Genomic DNA, 20,938 nt, shown 5'->3' with positions numbered 1-20,938 from the left:
AATCTGTGATCGAAGTAGAAGTCCATCAATCCCTGTTGAATTTCCTGCAATCGCAAAATCAACCTTACTGGCCTCATAATTTAACTATGGCACGGCTAGTAGCAAGAGCTTTGCGACTTGGGCGTAGTGCTTTAATTCAAACAGCTTCTCCACCAGGTAGCCATAATCAACAATATCAATTAAGTTATCTGCTACCAATCTTAATGTGGCCAAGAAAAACAATATTAGTCGCTCCTCAGCCAGTACAAGAACATTTACTCACTGTCGAAATTCCTAGATTACTAGCAAATCACTCTCAGATTAGTTCATCAATCCCTAATAAAGCAATCCAAACCTATCCGCCACAAGACCCCGATTTTAATGGACTACTACTAATGACCCCCGAAGCTTGGTTAGTTAGCCAATGGCAGGATAACCAGTTTTCTAAAGGTATTCCGACAATTATTGATTGGGCAGATAATCTAGAAACTTGGGTACAAAATTATTTAACCACTAGCTTTTTACCTACTGACTGGAATCAACTGATGGAAGTTTATTCTGCTCAAACTGACTTAATTCGTCAGACAAGGATCAACTTAACGCGATCGCTCTTCCAACATCCAGCTAACCCCTACAGTTGCTACTTAATTGAACAACATGAGCAAGAGATTTTACAAAATCTCATCGAAAGTTTGTCATTGCCTTCAGAAAATGAGGAATTACAGACTAATCATTTGAATCATGATTTTTGGTTTCAGTGGCAAAGCAATGGACAACTAAGGTGGGCAGAAATTCATCGCCAAAGGGGATCATTTTCTTTGTACTGCACTCCTTATGATTTAGCTGAAGCTCTCAATAATATTTGGACTAAACAACCTATTGTAATTATTGGAGGAGCATTAGACTTAGAAACACAAGCTTATAGCTACAGACAGATGATGGGGCTAGGGGATCTAACCTGCGTTAAATTTTCCCCTGATCGTCGCAATGAGATGATTCAACTATATTTGCCCAATGGCTTACCAATGCCGAATACACCTCAATTCCAAGCAGCATTAATTGCAGAGATTCAGACTTTACTGTATATCAGTTCCAGTGCTATTGATGGATTAATAGCGATCCTCATCGGAGATGTACCACTTAAAAATCAAGTGGGTGCTATTTTGGCCTCTGAATTTGGTTCCCGAGTTCAAGTGGAAACTGTTTCTCCTGAAGAAAATGGAATCTTAATTACTGGTTGGGAGTTTTGGCAACAACATCAAAGAGAACTCAAAGCACCTAAATTATTAATAATTACTACTTTGCCCCTTCCATCTTTGGAACATCCGTTAGTATCTGGACGAGTAAATTTTTATAAGCAACGGGGTTTAGATTGGTTTAGATTATACCTTTTACCAAAGGCACTACAAGAGTTGCAACGTGCTATTGCCTCTGTGCGAGAATCTCAAGGTGTCGTTGCTGTGTTGGATAGTCGTGTGATTCATCGTAGTTATGGCAAGCAAGTTTTAGCAGCTTTTAGTCCCTTTGCCAAAATTGATTACTTAGATACTACATGGTTAAGTTGAAGAAGGGAATAGGGACTAGGATTAATGATTATGGGGATTGAACTACAAGAAAATTATTGTATCATTTAGACCTTTGGATCTGAAACCCAAGGGTGGACTGGTCTGATTCAAAGGTTCCCTGGCCTCGCCCTACCTACGAATCCCCTACAAGAAGTCCTTAACTGAAGGTAGATAACCTTAACGAAGTCAGAAGTCAGAAGCGAGTGTGTAATTCTGAGGTCCCCGTTTCCTGCGGAAACGCTTCGCGAACAGAATGTAAGACACACTCAAGACAGTCATTTTTGTAACGGGGATTAGAGCAACCCTCCAAAAACATTTTGCCTTAAAAGGCGGGGTTGAGCGACCCAATTATTTTGATAACTATAAATTTAGTTAGTACTGCTTGATTAATCAATAGATTAAGAACTAATTCTTAAAGTAAACTTTTTTGATACTATTTTTAAATAGATTTAACAAACTGACTTTATTTTTACTAATAATTATTGTTATGATCTAGATAGAAATTACAGAATAAAGGTTGAGATAATCTATGGGTGAAGCAAAGCGTCGTAAAGAAGCACTAGGAGAAGATTACGGTCAAGAAGAACGGTTTATTTCTTGGTTGCCAATTACTAAAAGTCAAAGTCAACAATTTATACAGTTAACTACAACTGGTGCATGGATTGGTATTGGATTCCTTATTTTTGGCTGGTTAACAGTTAGATTCATTGGTCCTGCTTTTGGATGGTGGCAAGTTGAATAAGTTTTGATCTACCTTAGTAGATCAAAGTTAGAAAAAAATCTTAACTAATTCCTGATTTTTAATTGGGTAAGAATTAATAAAATTAGTTCTATTGCTAAGATACTTAAAAATATTATATTCTCCGGGATATTGGTTTGATGAAATTAATGAATATCTACTTATAATTAAGCAAAAATTAGTATTAATACTTGCTAAAATTATTGATATTTATTAATCTTGAAAATCAAGAGAAAATTTGTGACAAAATCTTATCAAGAATGATAATTTTGACCCCAGATTAATTTCTCATGAATACGTATTAAAAAAAACAACTGACAAAATCAAATATTCAATAGTTGGTTACTAAACTAAACATTTGCTATTTATAACTTGAAGTAACTAGATCGGACTGAAATTAGCAAAATTAATAAGCATCAACATGATTTTATCTTCCTAAATCCTGATTGAATCTAAATATTTTGTTTATACCAAAGTCTTCAATAATTGCAAATGCAAAAATAATTAACCCCTAGGAAAACTTAGATTTGATTTAGTTAAATAAAACTACGATTGGATTCCGATTAATAACTCTTGCTTATAGCTATTAATTTGTCTAGATAGTATTTGACTTATAGCGATAATTAATTATTTATATAATTTCCGAATTTGAGTTTCTCAATCCCTGATTTGAGAAGTTAAATTTAATAGCTTGAGTCTAGAAAATACAAGCATTTAGCTGAATGTTGTGGTTGATACTTTGCTTAAAAATCCTATCAGTTAAGTTAAGAGATATAGTATTAAAGGCCATTTCATAGGTATGCGATAAAAGATAATTAGGTTTATACTATTTCAGAAGTTAAACAGCAAAATTTTATAAAAACTTAACAAAGTATAAAATCTAGGGTTGTGGTGATAGGAGGATCATTGTGTTTCAGAGACTTGCAGAACAACATCGTCAATTTGTACAAGACCTGGTAATGAATTTACAAGCTCTGGCAATTGTGCTAGAAAATAGAGGATATTTGGCATCCTGTTACACTTGTGGAGGTCAAATGAATAGTGCATCATTTATGGTCAGCCTGGGAGAAAATCATCTGATCCGTTTCCTTGTATCAGATTATGGAATTACATGGACAGAGATGCGAGATGACCGTGAATTAATGAAATTAGAAGGAGCTGAAGCAATTAGCCAGTTACAAGAACTAGCTAATTTGGTGAAAAATCAGATTCAGCCTTGTCAAAAGCCTAATCAACTTAGAGAGGAAGACTTAAGTCTCAATAAGGCCATTTAGTCTAATAGTTATTCTGGTTTAGATATTGTGGTCATAATACTAAATTTAAACCAGATAGTTAAATTAGAATAGATGCAAAACTTATAACAGACTTCCTGCCAACTATAAACCTGTAATTAAAACTATATAATTGGCAGAATAAAGAATTTATTAAACTTATGGGACTGTTTTTACTCCATTAGTGGGAGTTTAACTTTAAATCACGAAAAATGTTGTGAATCCATAATTCCTGAATCTATCATTCTGAATCCTGACTCCTTTCAAGCAAATACTGTGTAGTAGTATTTTTTGAAACTCATATAACCCAGATTTTACACTTCCAGAAATTTACTGTATCTATAATATACATTATCTAAAAGAAAAACCAAAAATCAATTAAGGCTAATGGATGATTTTTTACGCCTTTCAGAATTAATGGAATAATTTGTAGCTATACCCAATTCAAGTGTTTAAAATTGGCACAAGCTGAAAAGCTATTTTAGTAAACTTTTTTACAAATATAAGTTCCTGACTCATAGGGAATTTGCAGGAAACCTCATCTCTACCTACTCTGCTTCAGGTAATCACAGGAGGATTAAACCTAGACATTTCATCACACTTATTGATAGATGATGCCATTATTATTACATATCTGGGCAATACTCCTAAGTAAATCAGGAATTACTGATGGGAATCTAGAAACCCATTTCTTTAATATATATATAGAACCCCTAAGCGTATCTTTTGAGGAAAAGTAAAGCCTTCAGGAAAGCCGTTTGAAGTAGCTTAATAACTGTAGGGGTTCAGGAGACCAAAAAATTACGAAAAATGGCTGCTAGAATCATCAAACCCCGATGGCTGTTGGACTTGCAACTTGTTAAATAGATACCAAATGGCTTCTATAAATTGAAATTGTTCAAACAAGCAATTTCTCCAAGCAACCGGGTTTCTTTTGATAAGTCCTATAAGTATAAAAATTGGCAACCTAATAATTGCTCTAACCCAGAGAGTAAAAGCTACTTGTCTATCAATATTACAATGTGGCTTAACCAGATGTTAGTATTATAGATATAGATAAGTTAAAAATTTAACATTAGCTGGACACAAATTACTACTAACAAAGTATACAGAGGTCTGGCAAGATAGGAGAGTTGATTGCAAACTATGAGTCTTCTGGAATCTCAATGGCAACATTTCTTTGTAGACACCAATAATATTCGCCTACATTGTGTTACTCAAGGTGAGGGAGAATTAGTCATACTCCTTCATGGTTTCCCAGAATTCTGGTATTCTTGGCGCTATCAAATGCCGGCATTAGCACGTCATTTCAAGGTTGTAGTTCCCGATTTACGAGGCTACAATGATTCGGACAAACCAGATAGTGGTTATGACTTAGATACTTTAGCTGCTGACATTCGAGGACTAATTGAACGTTTGGGTTATGTCAAAGCACATATTGTTGGCCATGATTGGGGAGGAGCGATCGCATGGCACCTAGCTCAAAAATTTCCTCAATACTTAAACCGTCTAGCAATCTTGAATGCAGCACATCCACAAAAACTGATTCAAGAACTGGCAGGAAATGTAGATCAAATACGCAGAAGTTGGTATATATTAGCTTTTCAAGTTCCAGGAATTCCTGAATGGCTAATTCAGCAAAACTTAAGAGAATTTATCAAAGGAGTTTTCCAAGGACAAGCCATTCGTAAAAGCGCCTTTACTGCTGAAATTACTCAGATATACCAAGCAGCATTAGAAAAACCAGGAGCTTTAGTCGCTGCAATTAATCACTATCGTCAATTTCTTTTGCCTCAAAACTGGCTAAAAAACTTCAACCCTAAGCAACAACAAGTTACAGCACCTACTTTAATTTTATGGGGTAAAGAAGATTATTTTTTAAGTCAAAAACTTACAGAAGGTTTAGACAAATTAATTGCTGCTCCTTTCTGGTTAAAAGTTATTCCTGACTGTGGTCATTGGATTCAGCAAGAAGTACCCCATACAGTAAATCGAGAGTTGCTGAATTTTTTCGGGAAAAAATAATCAAATATTCTATAGGCACATTCTATAGAATGTGCCTATTCTTCGACATTTTTAAATTAATATAGTTTAATGCTGACATCTCATACCATAATCTGTGATTTGGGGTGAGATGACACAAAGCTCCAGCTAAAATTTACTCTTCCTCTAGAGTTTCATCCTCATCTTCGTCGTCTTCTATTTCATCAACCCGCGCTACAGAATTAGCAGAAACCACAGCACCGTCACTTAACTGCTCCCGAACTTTATCTTCAATTTTTCTGGCAAAGTCAATATTTTCTTCCATATAAGCAATAGCTTTTTCTCGACCTTGAGCAAAATTACTTCCTTCGTAGCTGTACCAAGCACCTCTACGTTTTATTACATCTGTCTCTTCTGCTAAGTCAATAATACAACCGACATTAGAAATTCCTTTACCAAAAATAATATCAAATTCAGCAATGCGGAATGGAGGAGCAACCTTATTTTTAGCAACTTTTACCTTAGCATGAATACCATATTCCTCTGAAGATTTCTTCAGAGTTTGTGTACGACGAATATCAAGTCTGACCGAAGCATAGAATTTAAGAGCATTACCACCAGTAGTGGTTTCTGGGTTACCATAAACAACACCTATTTTTTGACGAAGTTGGTTAAGGAAAACTACCGTACAACCAGATTTACCAATATTACCTGTAATTTTCCGTAGGGCTTGACTCATTAAACGAGCCTGGAGACCCATGTGAGAATCTCCCATATCTCCCTCAATTTCAGCTCTAGGTACCAATGCTGCTACTGAGTCAACAACTACAATATCAACAGCTACAGAACGAACAAGGTGATCCACTACTTCCAAGGCCATCTCACCAGTATCAGGTTGAGAGACCAATAAATTTTCAATATCTACTCCTAATGCAGCAGCATAAGTAGGATCTAGAGCGTGTTCCGCATCTACAAAAGCGGCAATACCTCCAGTTTTCTGAGTTTCAGCGATCGCGTGTAAAGCAAGAGTTGTTTTACCCGAACTTTCTGGCCCATAAATTTCAATAACTCTGCCCTTGGGTAAGCCTCCTCCCAATGCTAAATCTAAGGTCAGTGCTCCACTAGGGATTGTTTCTACCTTCATGCGGGTAGCATCTCCCAAACGGACAATTGACCCTTTACCAAAACTTTTTTCTATCGTTTTCAGGACTGAATCTAAAGCTTTTTGTTTTTCTTTATTATCTGTAGCTGAAGCCATTTGTTTTTTTTCCCAACTTACACTAGATAATGGCTACCCATAAGGGTATATGTAGTTTTTCATACTGCATAATCGTAACATTTTTAAAATTCTATTATTCGATAATACATATAAAATATTATTAAGATTATATAACTTAGGCGAAGAGACCTGATTGAGAAGATAAATATAGAAAAAAATGGACTTTATAGAACCCATTTGGGATCTATTGAAAAATAGATGGTGTGATAGAGAGATGGGGTGTATTGGAATATTTTTCCATCTTTTTGGTGTATTTGCTATATGCTACAGATGACTCCGTGCCTCAAAAATTTAGTCCCAAGCAAAGATACCAAATGGCTTCTATAGGTTATCCTTGGTAATTTCTAGTAGTCCACGAAGGCAACTTGAGGGACTTAGAGATGTTTGAGGTCATTTCAGTTATCAATTAATAGTTCAAAGTACCTAATCGAATACGGAGCCAAGAAAATTCTGTACTATCTTTTTCTATCCCCTTCAAAGGTCGAGCTTGAGACTTTATTTTCTTGCGATCAAAACTATAACCAGTGTCGATCCCTGATAAATTATTGTGGTGAAGCACCAGATTATCATTGATGATTATTTTATAAACGCATAAGCAAAATTAATTACTGGTGGATAATTGATAATTAATCAATTCAGTTTTAAGTCTCTCTTTTCCAATGGATAATTGATAATTAGAGATAGTTTTCATTATCGACTATACATTATCAATTAAAAAGATTTCCTGATCTTCAATCCTCTCGGTTTTAACTAGAGGTAATTATCCATTATTCAATTAATGAAACATCCTACTAACTCGCTGTTGCCTCTCTTAACTAGGAAATTCCTAAAAGCAAGACTACTTAGCAGTCATCAGGGCACTTAGGACATTCTCACGCCTCTCAAATTTAGTCACAGTAAAAATTTAACTTCTAACTTAAGCTATACATATCAGACTTATTTGTAGCAATATTTTATAGATTACTAGAATATAATCTTATGCCCCGATCGTTTCCAAGACTTATTTGTGCTATCTTATACGTACCAACTAAGCCAACTTAATGTATAAAAAAATACCCAAAAACAGGAATCCTTCGCCCCTTAAGGAGAATGTGACAGAAGTCGCCGATGGTTTTTCAGACCATAGCTAAATCTGATGGGTTTCCAAACAACCGATAGATATTATAAGAGTATGCCAAAAAATATTCCTTTCGTTGACCTAAAACTCCAGCATCAACCACTTAAAAGTGAATTAGAAAATTCGATTCACACAGTATTAGAAAGAGGAGATTTTATACTTGGTCAAGCAGTAGAAAAATTTGAGTCCTCATTCGCTAAAGCTTGTGGAGTTGAAAATGCCATTGGAGTTGCTTGTGGCACAGATGCTATAACACTTGGACTGCAAGCTTGTGGTATTGGTCCAGGAGATGAAGTAATTTTACCAGCTAACACATTTATTGCTACTTTAATAGGTGTACTTCACGCTGGTGCTACCCCAGTTTTAGTAGACTGCAATCTTGAAACTGCCTTAATTGACCTAGAAGCAGCTCAAAAAGCTGTTTCATCGAACACCAAGGTAATATTGCCAGTACACCTTTATGGTCAAATGGTAGCTCCTAGAGAACTTAAAGATTTTGCTCAAGCTAACAACCTAATTATATTTGAAGATGCAGCCCAAGCTCATTTGGCTGAAAGAGAAGGATACCGTGGTGGCAGTATTGGTACTGCTGCTGCTTTTAGCTTTTATCCCAGTAAAAATTTAGGTTGTTTTGGGGATGGAGGAATAGTTATTACTAATGACTCAGAGGTGGCAAGTAAAATGCGAAGCCTCCGTAATTATGGGGCACCTAAAAAATATGTCCATGAGGAGCCAGGTACTAATAGTAGGCTAGATACTTTACAAGCTGCCATACTAAATGTCAAGCTTCCTTATTTAGAAGGTTGGAATAGCGATCGCAATCAAGCAGCGCAAAAATATGAGACCCTCCTCAGCCCCATCCAAGAGAAAGGTATTATTCCCATACACAATTTGAGTGGTAGTGGTCATATTTATCATTTATATGTGATTCGAGTCACTGACAAATCTCCTGTTGAGCGCGATACCTTGAAAGAGAAATTAGGAGCGTCGGGAATTTCTGTTGGTGTTCATTACCCTATACCTTGTCATCTCCAACCAGCTTACCAAAACTTAGGCTATAAACAAGGAGACTTTCCTAACAGTGAAACTTTGAGTAAACAGATTCTATCTTTACCAATGTATCCTGTAATTAGTGAAGAACAAATTAATCACGTTGTTGAGACAATTAGTCAAATTATCAATTAGTCACTATTAGTTTAATTGATTTTCAAGCTCAGGGTGTTTTCTCAAAAATATCATCTATACCATTTCACCGAAGTAAAAAGTCAAAAATCAAAAAAATAGATACTATTGGCTTCAACTTTTAACTAGCTATTAGCTATCAGCCTAAAAATTTGTGCATATAATTAGGTATCTGTTTGCGTTTCACGGAGCGACATGAAAAGCGTTTCAAAGCTACTTTGTAAGAAGCAGCATTCCGGAACAGAAAAGCTTAGATCTAAATCCCCGACTTCTAGCTTATCGCCTAATTGACTTCTATAAGTCGTCTAATTTTAAGAGGTATTTAACCTATTAGCATTAGTGCAGCTCCTCTGAAAGAGGCGACTCTTCCGTACGAGGTTTACTGAATTGCTAAACGCTTTTTAACTCACAAGTATTGCTAGGAATTATTTTACACTCCAGGTTCTGAAACTATTTCTGAGTTATGGAGAGTGAAATGGTATAAAATCAATGAATTTGAGTTATACAATTAGGATAAGTAGAAAAATAGAATATTTTTTTCATCATCTACCTAGTTCAAAAATTCTGAATTTACAGCATATTTGATATAAGTAAAGTATAGATAGTTGGGCAAGGCTTACACAATAGTTTTAACATTAATATCTGTACTTAATTAACCTCCAATATGTTGTATATCTTTTAAAAAGATATAGTCTAAATTGTTAACTGTTTTAATTAGCATCAATATAACTAAAAAATATGCAAAGCCGTCAAAAATTCCCTATTGCTATTGAACAAAATTTACTGACAATAGCCATCTTTGCCCTAATCTTCTTGATGTATGTTCCATTAATAATCTATTGGTATGATGGGTGGCTCAATAAAAGTATCAGTATAGAACATGAATATTTTAGTCATGGAATAATAGGTATACCTTTTGCTGGTTATATTGTTTGGAATAATCGCCATCAATGGCAAAACTTACCAAATATTTCTCATCCTCTGGGAGCAGTATTATTAGGAATTGCAGGAGTATGGTATATCAGTGGTATTCCAGACTTAATAAACTTATCTTTTCCCATAATATTGGCAGCCATTTGCCTTTGGTTTAAAGGAATACCTGGTTTCAAATTAATGGGTATGCCATTACTATTTATTTTGCTTGCTAGTCCTAATCATATTCCCTACTTAATTGAACCTTATGCCTTACCTCTACAGAAATTTATTGCTGCAGTTGCTGGGTTTATTTTAACTCAGTTGAACATGGAGGTTACTGTTGAACAAATATACTTATATGTCGGGGATAGAATTGTCGAAGTTGCGCCCCATTGTGCAGGTTTAAAAATGTTATTTACCAGTATCTATGTTTCTCTAATGTTACTTTATTGGACTGGGGCTATAGGAAGTCGTGCCAAGACAACTTTTTTACTAGTTAGTACAGTATCAATTAGTGTCACTGCAAATATTTTGAGAAATACTTTACTAACAATTTTTCATGGTACAGGTCAGGATGAAGCTTTTCATTGGTTACATGATGGATGGGGTGGAGATATGTATTCTGCCTGTATGTTAGGCTTATTAATTCTGATTATGAACTGGGTAGATAGTTATTTCACAAAATCAGTCGATTCTCCAAATGAGTCTAATATATAGAAATTGTCATCTGAATTGAGGTACAAAGTTTGAGTATTTTAGGGAACAGTTAACAGAGAAAAGAAAAAACAATTGTACTTCAGTAACTTGAGAAGCATTATATTATATAGAAATATAATTCATAAATAGTCGTGCAATTATTTCTGGTGATTCAGATAATCTCATAGCCAAATTAAATTATTGTAAGCATTCAGCCATCAGCTATTACTTAGAACAGGAGGTAAAATAAATTGAGAAATTGAGAGAGAATTAAAAGTTACTGGTAAAGTACTCTCCTTTAAACTTAGAAGGAATTATTCATTATTTACTGACAATCAATAAAGCATTTATTCTATAAGAGGATAGCTGAGTACTAAGATTTGAATGTTTACAAATTATCATTATTTTTTATGGTTTACAGTTTTAAATTATTTCACAAATATCAACTTTCCAAAGTGATATTACTCGTGTTTTTGTTAATTGTTTTAGTAGTAGGTGCTGTTCCTGGTTATATCACAGGAAAATTACCATGGAAAAATACAGCCCAAATGACTAATTTCAAAAACTTAAGACAAATAAGAGAAGACGGATTAACTATTTCTGATTTGCCAACTATATCTCATCAAAAACTGATGATTGCTGACCATAAATGGTTGCTGCAAAAAGTTAAACAGGATAATAAATCTGTAGTTTTGTTACTTTTAACTCCGAATGGACCTAGAGACAAACCCCAAGTAGAATGGATGGATATAAACGGATTTAATCGCTGGAAAACAGATTTTCACCAGCGAGTGAAATTTACCTTGGAAATAGCAGGGAATGGGAATGAAACTACAGACTCACAAAAGCAATCTTCTAATATAGAAGCTAGATTCTTTCGAGGCTGGACAAATAAACAAACTTATGCAGTTATGCAATGGTATGCTTGGCCTGGAGGAGGTAGTCCAGAAACTGGTGATTGGTTTTGGAAGGATAGATTAGCGATGATATCCAAAAAGCGAGTAACTTGGGTAGCAGTTAATATTTTACTACCTATTGAACCTTTAGCAGATATAGACCCCTATCTGCCACAACTGATATCTATCGGGCAAAAAATTCAAGCATCACTGATGACAGAAGTATTTAAATAAGCTTGAAATATCACGAACAGAATTAGTTATATCATTGTCACGAAATTCAAAACTCAAAAGTCAGAAGTTAAAATTATATTGGCTGAAAAGTTTAAATAACAAAAATTTTTGCGATTATTTCTGATAATTAAAGTCAAATTATTGAATTGAATTGGCATAACTGATGGAAATTTATTAAAATTTAAGTAGTAGCACATTTAGCTGAAGAATATTAGTAAATTTCAGCAGATTAATACCTTTTATTCAACCTCTGTCCTACAAATATAAGGGAGATTTATCCCCCCTTATCCTAGAAGGGAACAAAGTTAAGTATTTAGGTTTTTTCCCACAGTTTCAGCTTAGACTCCCGATTAGGGTGAGTAAATATTTGTCAACTCTACAACAAAACTTAATCAAAAAAAGCAACTTCAAAGCTTATGATTAACCACCATTCTCGAAAGTTAATTTCTTTATCCTTAGCCAACTTTTACTCTAGTGTCATAATATTATCCTTAGCTGGGTTGGTTTTTCCCAAAACTGCTTATGGGCAACTCCAATTACCTAATAACTCTAAAAAAAATATTGCACAAACTAATATAAAATCCCCGTCCATAGGTTCTCCACCCTTGGATCCCAATTTCGACTCAGACCCAGATTTACGATTAAGACGTTACTTACTCGGACCGGGAGACCAACTTTCGATTCAAGTTCAAAGATTTGCTGACCTAAATGTAGCGACAACTATAGGTCCAGAAGGTACAATTCAAATGCCTCTGATAGGAACTGTGTTATTACAAGATTTAACCATATTAGAAGCAATAGCAAAAATTACCTCTGAGCTAAATAAATTTATCATTAATCCAGAAGTATCCATATCCTTAGTTGTCCAACGTCCAGTCCGAATCACAATTGCCGGAGAAATTACGAGACCTGGTTATTATCCAGTAGGAGGAAATTATCAAATTTCAGATGCTTTAGCAGCAGCAGGTGGGACAACTTTTACAGCAGACCTGCGGAATGTAGAAGTGCGTCGGACCTTAGCTGATGGTTCTGTAGTTAGTCAGATAGTAAATATTTTAACCCCACTACAAGAAGGTGGTTCTCCCCCAGATTTACGTTTAGAAGATGGAGATGTAGTAATTATACCTTCTCAGAAGTCTATTATACCTCAAGAAAAAGACAGAGAGTTACTCACTAATTATAGTCAGGCAGGAGCGGTAGCTACTGGAATTGTTACTGTAAATGGGGAAGTAACTCGACCTGGTTATTACCCTGCAAATCAGGTATCTTCTGCTTTATTAGCTGCTGGTGGTGCTTCCCTGACTGCCGATCTGCGACGGATTTTAGTCCGCCGGACCTTAGGCGATGGTACTGTGATTGAAGAAACAATTGATTTATATACTCCTTTGCAAAATTCTACTGACTTGCCCAATATTCCCTTAAAGGATGGGGATGCTGTGATTGTACCCACACTAGAACCAGGGTCAGACTTTGGTTATGACCGGGAACTAGTTGGTAAATCGACTTTGAGTCAACAACAAATTACTATTCGTATTTTTAGTAATCCTAATGACACTTTAGCTACTACTAATCTCCCGAATGGTAGCAGATTAATAGATATTCTCAATGGCATAGCAGTAGAGTCAGCAGATTTGAAAGCAATTAATTTAATTCGATTTGACAAAGAAAAAAGGAAAATAATTAGGCGGGAGCTGGATGGGACAAAAGCAATATTTGGCGATAGTTCTCAAAATATTTTACTTCAGAATGAGGATATAGTTGTTATTGATCGTACTTGGATTAATCAACTTAATTATCTATTTGAGAAATATACACTTCCTATCAGAAGTTCACTGGAATTTGTACTGTTTTTCCGGTCTTTACAACAAGATACCTCTAACGTATTCTTTGGTGGTGGCAGTGGTAATAACCGTAGAAATAATAATAATAATTAATGAAAATTCATAATTAGGAATAGGCAAATAATTAGAGCTAATTGATAAAGATGCTAGAAAGAAAATCATATTTTGTCCGAAGTAAGGTAATAATAAAATAAGTTAAGCTCATATAATATATTCTCAGCTAAGGCAATCTCTCAATTTGACTATTATGCCAAAGATTGCTACAGAAAGTAATAATTCGGTGAACCTCATTGCTTTCTAAATCCCCCTTCCTGTGGACAGTAATAAGCAACAGACTAAGTTTAAGATTTAGTTGATCGCTCAGCTATTAAATTTAATTAACTCAGTATAATAATTAGCTAATCAAGTCAATTTAAAATTAAATATGATTATCTATTGAAGGTAAGGATGTTGGCGAAAAATGTAGATATATAATCGAATAAAATATTCAATGGCTCGAATACCTAAAAACTAAATTCTCAATATATTCTATTTATCAATAAAAACTGGATTATGGCTATACCAATTGTTAAACGTTATTTAATTGCTTTAGGACTATACAAGTGGGTGGGAGTAGCAACTTTCGCAGTAGCAGTAGGTGTTTCAGGAATAGTTGCTTTGCAGCCAGTTCCTGAACCAAAACATACAATTCTAGGTACATTGAGGAGTATTAGTCCTCCTATATTATTTTCTAATACTGGTAGTACAATCCAAGAAAGAGCTGCGACAGTTACCCCAGATATGCTGCTAAATGATGAAGTTAGACAGGCAGCAGCAGAAAAGGTTTTGGTAGACCCCAGAAAGCTGAAGGGGGCAAAATTAGTTGTAAAAGCAGGTATATACTATTTATCTTATGAAGATACCGATGCCGAAAAAGCTGTAGAAGCAGTAGATGCACTGATGGCAGAAATCGTCAAGCAAAGCAGAAAAATTAATGCTACTTATCAAACAACAATTATTGATGAAGTTAAAAAACGTTTGCCTGCAGCAATTGAAGACTTGAGAAACGCTCAACAAGAACTACAAAAATTTGAAAGAGACGAAGAAGCTTTGTTGATCACATCAAGAGCAGCCGCTTTACCAGCAGCAATCGCAGGCAGCAGACAACAACAAACTCAGATTAAGTTAGAGTTAGAAGGAGTAGAAGCTCAAATTAATAGTTTAGAGGAACAGTTAGGGTTAACTGCAGATCAAGCTTATGTAGCGCGAGCACTCGCAGCCGATCCAATTATAGCAAATCTCCGAGTGCAGTTGTATCAAGTAGAAAATGAATTAGATAAGTTATTATTAGATTTTACAGAAGAATATCCACCTGTAGTTGAGTTGCGTAGGCAAAAACAAGTTGCAGAAAAACAGCTACAACAACGTGCGGCAGAAGTTTTAGGAGGTAATGGTATTGCAGCACCATTGAGACAGGTAGATCAAATTCGGGTTGATGCTTCTTTAGATCCTACCAGACAACAGTTGTCAGAAACTCTAATTGCTCTGAAAGCTCAAAAAGAGCAGTTAGAGCGACAGCTACAAACAACTATTGAAACTGAGAAGGAATTGGAATTTGAGTATAAGACTATCCCCGATAAGCAATTAGAATTAGCTAATTTACAAGAAGAAGTTGCTGTGAAGAAGTCTCGTCTTGATAGTATGCAAACTACTTTAGAAGATGCTGAAGCAGCGGAGGCAGAGATAACTAGCAGTTTAGCTATTGCTCAAAAAGCTGGTGTGGCTAAAAAGGGTGAGGCAGCAGAAAAAAGTTTGCCTTTAATGATGGCAATGGGAGGACTGGCAGGTATAGTTCTTGGTGGAGGCTTAATTTTTGTATTGGGAATGCTTTCTGGCAAGTTCTATTCTTGGGAGGAAATCAAAACAGCTTTAAAGGAAAAAGATGTGCCTTTATTGGGTTTGTTGCCTGATGTGATGCTTTTTGACCCAGATATAGATGTGGAGGAAATGCCTTTGTTACTAGAGCGTAATTCACCTTATCTAGAATTCTATGAAAAGTTGCGGACAAATTTGCATCGTCAGGGAAGTAAAGCCCCAAAAGTTTTGCTTTTGAGTAGTGGAGCTAAAGGAGAAGGGAAAACATTTTGTGCTTACAATTTGGCGATCGCTGCTGCACGAGCAGGTAAACGAACACTGGTTATTGAAACAGACTTCAGGTCTCCATCAAAAGCTGAGTCTCTCAACATTGTTCCTCATCCCCATAGCTATGCTGAACCACTTCGTTATTATGGGGATGTTAATGATTGTATTCGACAAGTGCCAGAGATAGAAAATCTTTATGTGATACCTAGTCCTGGTGTTTTCAAACAACCAGGAGCTATCATTGAATCCAGTGAAATGCGAAGGATACTTTCAGACTCGCGACATCGTTTTGACTTTGTGCTCCTTGATGCTCCTTGTATGACTCAGAATAATGATGCTTTCATTCTAGAGCCATATACTGATGGGATGATTATTGTGACTCGACCAAAGTATACTCTATCAGGCATGCTGACAGAAGTTATAGAACAGCTAACAAATGATGAAGAGGATGAATCTAGTAAGTCTGGTCCTAAGTTTTTAGGAGTTGTGGTCAACGGGGCTGATCTTCCTGTAGAATTTCCATTGGAACCATTGGATGATTTGGATATCTCTGAACCACAGATCGCTGATTCACCTAGAACTAGTATTGGAGCTACAGCATCTACAGCAGGAGTAGTAACAGAGGTTCATAGTTGATAATATTTTTATAACTGTAGAGACTTTGGTTTCAAGGTCTCTACTACACCTTAAATTTAAGATAATTCAATTGAAAATCGTATTGTTGATCGCTATTGGCTCTTTCTTCTTTTCAAATCAATTATTTAATGATTATTTTTTTCCAGCTGAATTTATTGTTCAATCCCTTCTACTCCCCAAGCAGGAGCTTTTTCTGCTGCTCTTAAAATAAATGCACCCATTTTTTCTACTGTCTCTTGAGACATCCAATTTTCAGTAACTTGACGACAGAAAAATGTATAATCACTGCCATCATATATCATTGGGTTTCTGAAAAAAGCAACTAGATTATCAAGATTGTCTCGTGGTGGTGTTGCTCCCTTTAAGTTATTTAAGGATAGAGATATTGGAGGGTTGACTAAATTTGCTCCTCCTACATGGCAGTTAAGGCAATTCTTAGCAAAAATCTGTTTGCCCTCAGAGAAATCTTCAGCAGAAAATTTCTTTGTTTCACCTTGTTGATTTAGTTTGATTTCTACTGGTGTTTGTGCATCTAAAAATCTTTTGACATAGGAATCTACTGCAGCTTGAGCTGATTGAGTATCAAAAATTATTACCTGAAAAATAATCAATATTATTAGTAAAAAACGAAGCAGTAATGATTTATTAAACATAATACTTTTATTACTTTGGTAACTACAAATATCAAATATAAATAATTGATTTTAGATTAGGGTTTAATGAAGAGAAAACTAGATTTTTTTCCCATCAAAAAAACAATAATCTAAAACCATCAATCAATGTTTAAAAAAAAGAATTTTAACGGAAGATTTTACCACCGCCCCATCCTTTGCCTAAAACTTTAGGCTGTACAAGAATGTAACCAGCGATCGCGTATAAATCATCCTCTGTGAGATTTCTCATTTCTGGGTAAATATCGGCACTCTTAATACTGGGATGAAACTCAGATATTTCGACAAACCCATCATAAGTAGTAGGATTTTCCATATAGTCTATAAGACCTTCTATGTTATCTCGTGGCGGATAGGCCAATGATAAAACTTCTGGATCTAGAGAAACATCAGGATTAGTTTTGGTAATTCCTCCTACATGACACTGAGAACAAACATTATTAAATACACGTCTCCCCCTTGTGTATTCCTTAATACTTAGTACAACTTCTTGACCTTCATCATTGAGAGGTAAAGTCCGATCGTTATCAGTTAATTCGGCTGCAGTAGCACTATTAATGAACGTTTGAAACGTCAAGAATAGTATGGCAACTACAGCTATGAAAAATTTTTTCAAGTTTCTTCTCCTTAAAACTGGCAAGTTAATCAACCAACACAGGTATGTTCATTACTGGAAATATTTCCGTGAAATAACTGAAATATTTCCGTGAAATAACTGGACTTCACGTTTACTGAACTTTGATCTAATTTTTATTTATCAGTGTTCAGGTGTCAATTAGTCAAGTATTTAGACCCCTCTATTCGGAATCAGATTTTTGTTGTTGGGCCAATATATGAGACATGATTGCTTTGGCATCCTCTAAGGCCAAACGGGTTTGAGAATGCTTATAAGATATCCCCATTTGGTCACAAAGATGAAGCACCTCATTTACATGGACATTAAAGTCTTCTGCTATTTCTTGGATTGATATATCAGCGAAACCCATAATATTCTCACTCTATTTATAATCTTAGATAAAGCCATTTAAATAAAAAAATTCCTTTACAGTAGCCAGAATTTAATTCTGAGGTGTAGGTTGAATCTTATTATCAGTTGTTGATAGATGATGTTGCTCTGCTGGAAAGGGTAAATGACAGTATGGTCCTGCTTCTAAGGATTCAACAGAACTCAAAGTAACAGAATGAGGTTTATGTAGGCAGATTAACTGAACCAGAGTTTTCTTTAATTGGGTACGAGGTACAATGGCATCTACAAAACCATGTTCCAATAGATATTCAGAGGTCTGAAAGTTTTCAGGTAATTTTTCACGGACTGTTTGTTCAATGACTCGTCTTCCAGCAAAACCTATTGTTGCCTTTGGTTCAGCGATAATAATATCTCCAAGCATGGCAAAACTTGCAGTTACACCTCCTGTAGTTGGATGAGTTAAAACTGGAATGTATAGCAGTTTAGCTTCTCGGTGCTGTTCTAGGGCACCAGATATCTTGGCCATTTGCATCAGGCTTAACATTCCTTCTTGCATTCTGGCTCCACCAGAAGCACAAATAATTACTACAGGTAAACTTTCTTGAGTAGCCTTTTCAATTAATCGGGTCAGTTTTTCTCCAACTACTGAACCCATACTTCCTCCCATAAATCTGAAGTCCATAACTCCCAAGGCCACAGGTTCAGCTTCAATGTTACCGATACCTGTTTGTACAGCATCTAGAAGTCCAGTTTTTCTTTGATATTCTTGGAGCCGATCGCTATATGGTTTGCGATCGCGGAATTTCAAGGGGTCTGTTCCTCTAACTTGTTCGTTAATTGGCATCCAGGTGTTACTATCTATCAACTGCTGAATCCGCTCTTCGCTAGATACTCGTATATGGTGTCCACATTCTAGGCAAACCATTTGATTTGCTTGGAGGTCTTTTGTGTAAGTTAGAGCCCCACAAGCTTCACATTTAAGCCAAAGTCCATCAGCAATTTCTCGTTCAGGTCTTTGTTGAGAGTTCTGGGCTGGTTTTTGTCGATTTGCAAACCAATCAAATAGAGACATTAAAATATTTTTGAATTAATTATTCAGTGATTAAATTTTTGGTAAAGCTCAGTATTTTATACCTATCCGGATAATTTGTCTAACAACAGAGCTATAGTAGTACAGGTTAAGGTTAGAGCGATAGTTTAAAGTCTCGATTAATATACTGACTAAATACTTTGCTATACTACCGCAATTCTATATCCTAAACTTCTGTTCGTTGACTATAAATTAAAAAAAATTTCTGTAATGTTTGGCAAAGTTTGGCTTGATGAGTGTTGATTTAGCCTATTGTTTATATGGAAATATTATTAGTTTTGGTTTTGACGTCTATAAACTTGGAAACTATGGCCAAAATCCACTGTTTCTTAAAATCAGGATGAGAACCCTGGGAAAAAAAGATTAAAGTAAACGGATAATATATCACTACCCCAGATCGCCGTCAAACCAGCTCCTATTGCTAAAAAAGGTCCGAATGGCATTGGTTGTCGTCGATCTAGTAAACCTATGGCGATCGCTGCTCCACCTATAAATGCTCCCATACCACAGGCAAGAAAACAAGTTAATAGTAAATATTTCCAGCCTAACCAAGCTCCTATCATGGCGGCTAGTTTAGCATCTCCTCCACCCATAACTGTTTGCCCAAAAGCTATAGAACCAAATATAGATATTAAGTCAAGCAGCCATAGACCCACTACTGCCCCAATAATGCCTATCATTAAATAATTGACTAGATTATTTACTTGAAAATTTGTTTCTAATGTGGTAAAGATTTGAAAGCCTAAACCTAAGATTAATCCTGATTGGGTGAGAGGATTAGGCAAGGTCATGGTGTCTAAGTCAATTATAGATAAAGCTAGTAGCCAACTAAAAAAAGCCCAATAGCCTAGGGTTGAGATAGTAATTCCAAATTTCCAGAAAACAACTAAAAATAGTAAGGCAGTGATTAATTCTACTACCGGATAGCGAATAGAAATAAGATTTCTACAATGCCCACAACGTCCATGCAACAATAGCCAACCAAATATCGGGATATTTTCTGTGGCTTTTAATCGACTATGACATTGGGGACAGTGGGATGGAGGCCAAAGTATAGATAATCCTGCGGGTATCCGATAAATAACAACGTTGAGAAAGCTACCGATGGATGCACCTAGGACAAATACAATTAGAGCTAGAGGCCATATTCTGAGTAAGTCCATATATTGCAAGTTAAAAGTCAAAAGTCAAAAGTAATCTTTGACTGAGTTTTCAGTAAGGCATAATATAGCTATTCGTGCATAAGTTGTAATATTTGATTTTTTTCATAAATCATTGCTATATCAAAACTAATAGACGTCTCCAAGAATAAACAATAAAATCAATTATCGTACATAAATTATCAATTATTTCTACCCTACTCCCTACTCCCTACTGCCTCTTTAATAAATTTTTGATTCAATTAAATCTACAGGTACAAAAAATTCACCTGGTAATAAAATTGGCTGTTGAGAGAATATTAGACCAGCTCGATAAGTAACGGGACTAATGGCAACACCCAGGGGACATCTAACTTGGTCAGGATGAGTCTCCAGATAAGTGCGATATAGTAGTTTTGCTAATTTTTGTAGGGATGGAGTCAGTAATAGAGCAATATTTGAATCTGCGTAGTTTACTGGTCTTTTTTGTGTAGCGTTTACCACGAGAAATCCTGATAGGTATTATAGATTTATTTGCTACTTTTTGGTACAGGGGATTTCATCTCCATGAGGTACAAATGTGGCGGATAAAATGCCGGGACTACAAAGGTTTTATT

Annotated in this window: 16 protein-coding genes; 9 read left to right on the top strand and 7 right to left on the bottom strand. The window is 35.6% G+C overall.

The window, feature by feature from the left end; genetic code table 11:
* Positions 1 to 5 precede the first annotated feature (5 nt).
* From ACP6PL_RS19580 to ACP6PL_RS19565, 4 genes are all read left to right on the top strand, one after another.
* Positions 6 to 1,544, top strand: coding sequence for a helicase C-terminal domain-containing protein (locus tag ACP6PL_RS19580; protein WP_426546951.1), 1,539 nt, complete (start codon positions 6 to 8; stop codon positions 1,542 to 1,544).
* A gap of 529 nt (positions 1,545 to 2,073) precedes the next feature.
* Complete coding sequence (locus ACP6PL_RS19575; protein ID WP_426546950.1) at positions 2,074 to 2,286, top strand: DUF2839 domain-containing protein; 213 nt, start codon at positions 2,074 to 2,076, stop codon at positions 2,284 to 2,286.
* A 905-nt stretch (positions 2,287 to 3,191) separates the two neighbouring features.
* Positions 3,192 to 3,557: a DUF1815 family protein gene (locus tag ACP6PL_RS19570; protein ID WP_426546949.1), complete on the top strand. Its 366-nt coding sequence runs from the start codon at positions 3,192 to 3,194 to the stop codon at positions 3,555 to 3,557.
* Between the two features lie 1,143 nt (positions 3,558 to 4,700).
* Positions 4,701 to 5,579, top strand: coding sequence for an alpha/beta fold hydrolase (locus ACP6PL_RS19565; RefSeq protein ID WP_426546948.1), 879 nt, complete (start codon positions 4,701 to 4,703; stop codon positions 5,577 to 5,579).
* 133 nt (positions 5,580 to 5,712) lie between these two features.
* Here the strand turns inward: ACP6PL_RS19565 and recA are convergent, their stop codons facing one another.
* Positions 5,713 to 6,795, bottom strand: a complete 1,083-nt coding sequence (recA, locus tag ACP6PL_RS19560) for a recombinase RecA (RefSeq protein WP_426546947.1) — start codon at positions 6,793 to 6,795, stop codon at positions 5,713 to 5,715.
* A 1,156-nt stretch (positions 6,796 to 7,951) separates the two neighbouring features.
* On the opposite strand from recA, the gene ACP6PL_RS19555 reads away from it, so the two are divergent.
* From ACP6PL_RS19555 to ACP6PL_RS19535, 5 genes are all read left to right on the top strand, one after another.
* Positions 7,952 to 9,118, top strand: coding sequence for a DegT/DnrJ/EryC1/StrS family aminotransferase (locus ACP6PL_RS19555; RefSeq protein ID WP_426546946.1), 1,167 nt, complete (start codon positions 7,952 to 7,954; stop codon positions 9,116 to 9,118).
* 735 nt (positions 9,119 to 9,853) lie between these two features.
* Positions 9,854 to 10,747, top strand: a complete 894-nt coding sequence (gene crtB, locus ACP6PL_RS19550) for a cyanoexosortase B (RefSeq protein WP_426546945.1) — start codon at positions 9,854 to 9,856, stop codon at positions 10,745 to 10,747.
* A gap of 389 nt (positions 10,748 to 11,136) precedes the next feature.
* Positions 11,137 to 11,856 carry a cyanoexosortase B system-associated protein gene (locus ACP6PL_RS19545; protein WP_426546944.1) on the top strand — a complete coding sequence of 240 codons (720 nt, stop codon included), beginning with the start codon at positions 11,137 to 11,139 and terminating at the stop codon, positions 11,854 to 11,856.
* A 416-nt stretch (positions 11,857 to 12,272) separates the two neighbouring features.
* Positions 12,273 to 13,790: an SLBB domain-containing protein gene (locus tag ACP6PL_RS19540; protein ID WP_426546943.1), complete on the top strand. Its 1,518-nt coding sequence runs from the start codon at positions 12,273 to 12,275 to the stop codon at positions 13,788 to 13,790.
* Between the two features lie 459 nt (positions 13,791 to 14,249).
* A complete protein-coding gene (locus ACP6PL_RS19535) occupies positions 14,250 to 16,454 on the top strand; it encodes a GumC family protein (RefSeq protein ID WP_426546942.1) in 2,205 nt (734 codons plus the stop codon).
* 152 nt (positions 16,455 to 16,606) lie between these two features.
* On the opposite strand, the gene psbV2 is transcribed toward ACP6PL_RS19535, so the two are convergent.
* From psbV2 to ACP6PL_RS19505, 6 genes are all read right to left on the bottom strand, one after another.
* A complete protein-coding gene (psbV2, locus tag ACP6PL_RS19530; protein WP_426546941.1) occupies positions 16,607 to 17,107 on the bottom strand; it encodes a photosystem II cytochrome PsbV2 in 501 nt (166 codons plus the stop codon).
* Positions 17,108 to 17,252: 145 nt separating this feature from the next.
* Positions 17,253 to 17,741: a photosystem II cytochrome c-550 gene (gene psbV / locus ACP6PL_RS19525; RefSeq protein ID WP_426546940.1), complete on the bottom strand. Its 489-nt coding sequence runs from the start codon at positions 17,739 to 17,741 to the stop codon at positions 17,253 to 17,255.
* A gap of 181 nt (positions 17,742 to 17,922) precedes the next feature.
* On the bottom strand, positions 17,923 to 18,111 hold the full coding sequence (locus tag ACP6PL_RS19520; protein ID WP_426546939.1) for a translation initiation factor IF-2 N-terminal domain-containing protein: 189 nt from the start codon (positions 18,109 to 18,111) through the stop codon (positions 17,923 to 17,925).
* Positions 18,112 to 18,183: 72 nt separating this feature from the next.
* Entirely contained in the window at positions 18,184 to 19,164 is a 981-nt protein-coding gene (accD, locus tag ACP6PL_RS19515; protein ID WP_426546938.1) for an acetyl-CoA carboxylase, carboxyltransferase subunit beta, read from the bottom strand.
* A gap of 353 nt (positions 19,165 to 19,517) precedes the next feature.
* Positions 19,518 to 20,345, bottom strand: a complete 828-nt coding sequence (locus tag ACP6PL_RS19510) for a prepilin peptidase (protein WP_426546937.1) — start codon at positions 20,343 to 20,345, stop codon at positions 19,518 to 19,520.
* Between the two features lie 219 nt (positions 20,346 to 20,564).
* The gene (locus tag ACP6PL_RS19505; RefSeq protein ID WP_426546936.1) at positions 20,565 to 20,825 is read right to left on the bottom strand and encodes a hypothetical protein; all 261 of its coding nucleotides are present in this window, start codon (positions 20,823 to 20,825) and stop codon (positions 20,565 to 20,567) included.
* Positions 20,826 to 20,938: the final 113 nt, after the last annotated feature.

Origin of the sequence: Dapis purpurea BLCC-M126 (assembly GCF_050015975.1) — a bacterium.
Classification (GTDB): Bacteria; Cyanobacteriota; Cyanobacteriia; order Cyanobacteriales; family Microcoleaceae; genus Trichodesmium.
The sequence above is the reverse complement of the archived record's forward strand: the minus strand, read 5'-3'. Positions and strand labels throughout refer to the sequence as shown.

What these genes read in the sequence shown, in the direction of transcription:
- ACP6PL_RS19575 (WP_426546950.1), top strand. Translation starts at nt 2,074, where the DNA reads ATGGGTGAAGCAAAGCGTCGTAAAGAAGCACTAGGAGAAGATTACGGT.
- ACP6PL_RS19565 (WP_426546948.1), top strand. Translation starts at nt 4,701, where the DNA reads ATGAGTCTTCTGGAATCTCAATGGCAACATTTCTTTGTAGACACCAAT.
- recA (WP_426546947.1), bottom strand. Translation starts at nt 6,795, where the DNA reads ATGGCTTCAGCTACAGATAATAAAGAAAAACAAAAAGCTTTAGATTCA.
- ACP6PL_RS19555 (WP_426546946.1), top strand. Translation starts at nt 7,952, where the DNA reads ATGGGTTTCCAAACAACCGATAGATATTATAAGAGTATGCCAAAAAAT.
- crtB (WP_426546945.1), top strand. Translation starts at nt 9,854, where the DNA reads ATGCAAAGCCGTCAAAAATTCCCTATTGCTATTGAACAAAATTTACTG.
- ACP6PL_RS19545 (WP_426546944.1), top strand. Translation starts at nt 11,137, where the DNA reads ATGGTTTACAGTTTTAAATTATTTCACAAATATCAACTTTCCAAAGTG.
- ACP6PL_RS19540 (WP_426546943.1), top strand. Translation starts at nt 12,273, where the DNA reads ATGATTAACCACCATTCTCGAAAGTTAATTTCTTTATCCTTAGCCAAC.
- ACP6PL_RS19535 (WP_426546942.1), top strand. Translation starts at nt 14,250, where the DNA reads ATGGCTATACCAATTGTTAAACGTTATTTAATTGCTTTAGGACTATAC.
- psbV2 (WP_426546941.1), bottom strand. Translation starts at nt 17,107, where the DNA reads ATGTTTAATAAATCATTACTGCTTCGTTTTTTACTAATAATATTGATT.
- ACP6PL_RS19520 (WP_426546939.1), bottom strand. Translation starts at nt 18,111, where the DNA reads ATGGGTTTCGCTGATATATCAATCCAAGAAATAGCAGAAGACTTTAAT.
- accD (WP_426546938.1), bottom strand. Translation starts at nt 19,164, where the DNA reads ATGTCTCTATTTGATTGGTTTGCAAATCGACAAAAACCAGCCCAGAAC.
- ACP6PL_RS19510 (WP_426546937.1), bottom strand. Translation starts at nt 20,345, where the DNA reads ATGGACTTACTCAGAATATGGCCTCTAGCTCTAATTGTATTTGTCCTA.